Origin of the sequence: Streptomyces albipurpureus (genome assembly GCF_023701525.1) — a bacterium.
Classification (GTDB): domain Bacteria; phylum Actinomycetota; class Actinomycetes; order Streptomycetales; family Streptomycetaceae; genus Streptomyces; species Streptomyces albipurpureus.
The window spans coordinates 1-4,306 of the sequence record NZ_JAMQAW010000119.1 but is presented as its reverse complement, the minus strand read 5'-3'; the positions used below and the strand labels follow the sequence as shown (position 1 = coordinate 4,306).

Sequence of the window (4,306 nt, the reverse complement as noted above, 5' to 3'; positions counted from 1 at the left end):
GTCGGTGATGTCGAGCCTGATGGGGATGGGACGCTGCCCGATCTGGTCCGGGGAGCGCTCCATGGCCCGGAGGGCGGCGGCTTCCTCGATGTCGGCCTGGTCGAGTCCGGCTAGGTAGCTGCGGAGGCTGACGGGTGGCCAGCCGGCCTGGGTGGCGGCGCCGAGTGCGTCTTCGAGGTCACCCCATGTCGTGGCGATGGTGCGAAGGTGCTGCGCGGTGGCGGTGGTGGTGGTCATCGCGTCTCCGTGGTGCTGGGCGGGATACGGTGTGGCCACCTGGGGGCGTCCTGGTCTGGGGAGATCGCGGGACGCCCCTGCTGCATGTGCGGGTGGTCAGTGGAGCTTCGTCTCGGCGTTGGCCCACTTGATGCAGTAGGCGTAGCGGCCGATGACGATGCCGGCGCCGATGGTGGCCTTGCTGACGCGGTTCTGGTAGCGGTTCCAGAACGCGCGGGGGGCGGTGTCGGCGACGGTGTATCGGTAGAGCTTGGGCAGGTGGTAGCGGGGGTGGTGGTGGATCTCGCGGCCGTCGCTGGCGTAGTGCAGCATCAGGTCAGGTCTCCTTGGGCTGGTTGATGGTGATGTCGTCCCAGGTGCGGCTGCCGGTGACGAGGATGCGGTATGGACTGCTCATCGGCTCGGCTCCCCGGTGGCGTCCTGTACGTAGCCGTATGCCTTTGCCATGGTCCAGAACCGGCATTCGGGAACGGGCTGCCGAGCGTTGATGGGGTGCTGGCGGTTCCCGTCGCATGCCTTGCAGCTGACGAGGTACCGGCCGGTACCTCGTGCGACGGGGTCGGGTTCGACTACGGGCCGGTGCTGCTCGCAGAGGTCGATGAGGAGGCGGGGCGGCGAGGTCGGCTCCTCGGTGGTGAGCGGCTCGGTCATCGGCGCGTCCTTGTAGATCGGTTGGGCCGGGGAGAGCAGACCGAGGACCTGCTGAATGTTCACCGTCGTACAGCCGTGTGCGGCGTAGTCGCGCAACGTGGCGCGAGTGCGGGTGATCGCAGTCTCGGCATCGTGCAGGGCATCGTCCGGGGCCGGGGGGTCCTCCTGATCAGGAGGGTTGGGTGTGTTCGGGGCCATGGGGTTCCTCGTCGAGGGTGAGCTGTTCCGGGGTGGGGGTGCCGCGGGTGGGGCGAAGCTTGCGGTGGCAGACGGGGCCGATACCGGCGGCCCGGGACGCGGGGTCACGGAGCCGCCGGTGGCACATCCGGCACTGCCGAGGCAGGGCCGGGTCGGTCACGGGCTGATGCCGACCTCTCGCTCGCACTCCGCGCACAGCGGGTGGTCGCCGGGGCGGGCCCCGGAGGTGCCGCACTTCTGGCACTCGACCGAGCGGTGATACGGGAGGTCGGGAGCGAGTTCGACGAGCCGGGTGATCAGCTCGGCGGGGTCGTGCTCGTCCTCCAGGTGCCCGTACATCGCGAACTCGGTCACGGTCTCCGGGCAGTCGGTGATCGGGCAGACGAGCGGCTCGAACGGGTCGTGGCTCATCCGCGTGCCGCAGTGACCACTGAGCCGAGTCCGCTGGCGGCTACGGGAGTGTCCGCGTGGATGACCGATCCGGCGGTGGGTGCCAGGAGGTCCTCGTCGTCATGGACGAGGCGCCACCGGTTGGCCTTGCGGTCCCACTCAATGTGCTCGTCACCGGAGGTGTTGGAGATGTGGCCGTCGGGCTCGATGTGGAACGGGATGTCGGCGTCGACGAGGGCGTTGAGCCCCTCGACGGCTCGCTCCCACGGCCCGTCTTCGGGGAGGCCAAGGGTGCGGCGGGCGCCAGCCGAGTGCCCGCTGGTGGCCTGGAGCAGCTGCTCGGCTAGGACGTGGGCGCTGCGGGTTTGGCGGTGGGCTTCCTTCCGCCACCGGTCTGCGCCTCGTACGGCGCGGGAGAGGCGTGCTCGCAGGTTCTCGTACTTCCTGCGGCCGATGGGCTCGCGGCCACTGTCGGTCCAGGCCTGGATGAGTCGGAGGGCGGTCTGGTGCTGCTCTGGGGTGATCGCGGAGAACAGTGCGTCGGCCAGCTGCTCGCGGAAGGCGTCGCCCATGCCGGATGCCCACAGGCTCCAGTCGATGAGGGACCAGAGCTCGTCGGGGTGCTCGATGGGTACGCCGGTGCGCTGGGCGGGGACGAGTTCCTCGATGGTGCGGAGGGCTCGGATGGTGGTGTGGTGGGCGTCGATCTCGTCGTGGAGTTCGCGGCGGGTGGTGAGTCCGAACATGGTGGGCTCCAGGCGGGTGTGCCCGGGGGCGGGTCCATGAGTGGTGGACCCCAAGTCCGGTAGCGCGGGTGGTGGTCAGTTGCCGAGTGCGGTTCGTCCGGCGTAGGCGTCGAGGTATTGGGCCATCACTCGGTTGTGGCGGGCGTCTTCGATGGCGTTGTGGTGGCCTTCGGTCTGCGTGGGCAGATCGTTGGGCGAGAGGCCGAGACGTTTGGCTTCAGTGACCAAGTCGTCGGTCTGCATGGGAAGGCCGGCGGGGAGCTGGCTCATTGGGCCGAAGAGCTGGGCGTAGGCGACGTGGTCGTACGCCGAGTAGTAGGCCCAAAGGTCCGGGTTAGGTGTCGCGTAGATGAATTCCTGCACCATGCGAGCGATCTGGGCGCGGGGCCTGACATCGGGGTGGTCGAGGTCGAGGTGATCCACGCCGCGCTTGCCGTGTGGGTTCTTGATGATCGGTAGTGAGGGCCAGACGTTGGCCATCAGCCAGTCGTGCCGACAGACTGCGGCCTGGTCGAACTCGCAGCTGACGGCGTACAGCTCACGGCCATCCTCGGCCACCATGCCGATACTGATCAGGTCGATCGTTCGGCCATCGTCCAGGAACTCTGTGTCGTAGAAGATCTTCAACGGGTGCTCCTTAGAAGCGATAGAGGTCTAGAACGGGGGTTCGGCTGAGTGGCCGGCCTGCTGGTCAACGGCCCACGGGTCGTCAGTCGGGGGTGCGGTCGGGCGGGAGCGCTGTGCCTGGCCCTGCTGGGGTCGTGCTGAGCTCTGAGGGGGGCGCTGGCCGCCGGACTGTGAGGCTGCGTCCTTCGACACTGCTGCGACGGCGAACGCCAGCGAGGGGCCGATGGAGCGGATCATGAGCGACGGCCGTTCGTGCTTCTGGCCGTCCTTCTCCCACGACTCCGTACGCAGCTCGCCAGTGACGATGACCTCCATGCCCTTGGCGAAGGTCTCGGCGATGTTCTCGGCTAGGCGCTCCCATGCCGTGCCGCGGATGTAGAAGACATCTCCGTCTTCCCACTCGTTCGTCTGCTTGTTGAGCCGGCGTGAGTTGAAGGCGAGGGGTACGGAGGCGACGGCTTTGCCGGACTGGGTGAAGCGGAGCTCTGGGTCCGCGGTGAGTCGGCCGGTGCCGGCGATGCTGGGCAACAAGGGGATCTCTCCTTATGTGGGACCGGCTGTAGCCGGTTCCGGCGGGTGGCTATCGGGGTTTGGTGTCGGTCTTGGGGGTCAAGGTCCCGCCCAACGGTGTCATCGTCATCCGGCATCACCCCGAGCAGTTGCTCGCCGGGCGCGCTGCCGCTCTGCCGTGTACGCGGCCTCTTCCGGCAAGCACAGCTCACAGACCGGTTCGCCGCGGTAGCGGTGCTGACGGGCGCCCCGGTAGGTGCCGTGGTCGATAGGCTTCCGCTTACTGCCTCCACGACGGGGCTGGCCCAGGCGGAGATCGATGATGAGCTGGTCAAGTTCGGCGTCGGAGAGAGTCATTCGTCGGCCTCCGCGTCATATGCGGCGGCGACGGTCAGGGGGGTGACGACGTAGCCGGTGCCGCGGATCAGGCCATCGGTTTCCGCCGGGGTGATGTGCAGCTCGTATGTGGCCTCGTCGCCGGTGTCGTCGGCCCACCAGGACATGTGCTGAATCGAGCCGCTGGGTTCCTCCTGCTGGACCTTTGTCTCGCAGTGCCGTCGAGCTTCCTCGGGGGTCTGGTAGAGGCCCATGACGATCGAGTCGTGCTCGGCCCGGTAGGCCGGCAGATCCTCACCGTTGGCGGTCGACGGGTTCAGCCAGCGGCCGACCTTGGCCCGGTTCTCCGGGTCCAGTAGGAGCGCGACGGGGCGCCCGTCCTCGGCGATACACCCGATGGTGAGCAGCTGCTCTTCCTCCGGCGCTGGCTCGGTTGCGGTGTCGAAGCGATCGACGATCAGCGGTTCTGGCCCGGCCTCAAGGAACACGCGAACTGCGCCCCGATGTGCCTTGTCTGCTAGTACGCCGATGAACTCGGCCTGCTTGGCGTACTGCCTGCCGAGTGCCCGGCGCTCGTGGGCCTTCTTCACGAGCCACGCGACGAATTCGGT

The 4,306-nt window shown here is 68.0% G+C and carries 8 protein-coding genes and 2 pseudogenes; all 10 read right to left on the bottom strand.

Annotation, left to right across the window (positions count from 1 at the left end; all coding sequences use genetic code 11):
- A pseudogene (locus NBG84_RS39960) lies at positions 1 to 237 on the bottom strand (hypothetical protein); the annotation flags it as partial.
- A gap of 96 nt (positions 238 to 333) precedes the next feature.
- Positions 334 to 549, bottom strand: coding sequence for a hypothetical protein (locus NBG84_RS39955; RefSeq protein ID WP_250924654.1), 216 nt, complete (start codon positions 547 to 549; stop codon positions 334 to 336).
- Between the two features lie 81 nt (positions 550 to 630).
- On the bottom strand, positions 631 to 1,086 hold the full coding sequence (locus NBG84_RS39950; protein WP_250924653.1) for a hypothetical protein: 456 nt from the start codon (positions 1,084 to 1,086) through the stop codon (positions 631 to 633).
- Entirely contained in the window at positions 1,058 to 1,246 is a 189-nt protein-coding gene (locus tag NBG84_RS39945; protein WP_250924652.1) for a DUF6011 domain-containing protein, read from the bottom strand. The genes NBG84_RS39950 and NBG84_RS39945 overlap by 29 nt, the downstream gene beginning before the upstream one ends.
- On the bottom strand, positions 1,243 to 1,497 hold the full coding sequence (locus NBG84_RS39940; protein ID WP_250924651.1) for a hypothetical protein: 255 nt from the start codon (positions 1,495 to 1,497) through the stop codon (positions 1,243 to 1,245). The genes NBG84_RS39945 and NBG84_RS39940 overlap by 4 nt, the downstream gene beginning before the upstream one ends.
- Positions 1,494 to 2,222, bottom strand: a complete 729-nt coding sequence (locus NBG84_RS39935; RefSeq protein WP_250924650.1) for a hypothetical protein — start codon at positions 2,220 to 2,222, stop codon at positions 1,494 to 1,496. Before NBG84_RS39935 ends, NBG84_RS39940 begins: the two co-directional genes overlap by 4 nt.
- A 75-nt stretch (positions 2,223 to 2,297) precedes the next feature.
- The gene (locus tag NBG84_RS39930) at positions 2,298 to 2,849 is read right to left on the bottom strand and encodes a 3'-5' exoribonuclease (protein WP_250924649.1); all 552 of its coding nucleotides are present in this window, start codon (positions 2,847 to 2,849) and stop codon (positions 2,298 to 2,300) included.
- Positions 2,850 to 2,876: 27 nt separating this feature from the next.
- Positions 2,877 to 3,380 carry a single-stranded DNA-binding protein gene (ssb, locus tag NBG84_RS39925; protein WP_250924648.1) on the bottom strand — a complete coding sequence of 168 codons (504 nt, stop codon included), beginning with the start codon at positions 3,378 to 3,380 and terminating at the stop codon, positions 2,877 to 2,879.
- Between the two features lie 105 nt (positions 3,381 to 3,485).
- Entirely contained in the window at positions 3,486 to 3,716 is a 231-nt protein-coding gene (locus NBG84_RS39920; protein WP_250924647.1) for a hypothetical protein, read from the bottom strand.
- Positions 3,713 to 4,306: pseudogene (locus NBG84_RS39915) on the bottom strand (hypothetical protein); the annotation flags it as partial. The gene NBG84_RS39920 and the pseudogene NBG84_RS39915, both read right to left, overlap by 4 nt.

Bases quoted from the DNA above. Each gene is read 5' to 3' on its own strand.
- NBG84_RS39955 (WP_250924654.1), bottom strand. From the start codon at position 549: ATGCTGCACTACGCCAGCGACGGCCGCGAGATCCACCACCACCCCCGC.
- NBG84_RS39950 (WP_250924653.1), bottom strand. From the start codon at position 1,086: ATGGCCCCGAACACACCCAACCCTCCTGATCAGGAGGACCCCCCGGCC.
- NBG84_RS39940 (WP_250924651.1), bottom strand. From the start codon at position 1,497: ATGAGCCACGACCCGTTCGAGCCGCTCGTCTGCCCGATCACCGACTGC.
- NBG84_RS39935 (WP_250924650.1), bottom strand. From the start codon at position 2,222: ATGTTCGGACTCACCACCCGCCGCGAACTCCACGACGAGATCGACGCC.
- NBG84_RS39920 (WP_250924647.1), bottom strand. From the start codon at position 3,716: ATGACTCTCTCCGACGCCGAACTTGACCAGCTCATCATCGATCTCCGC.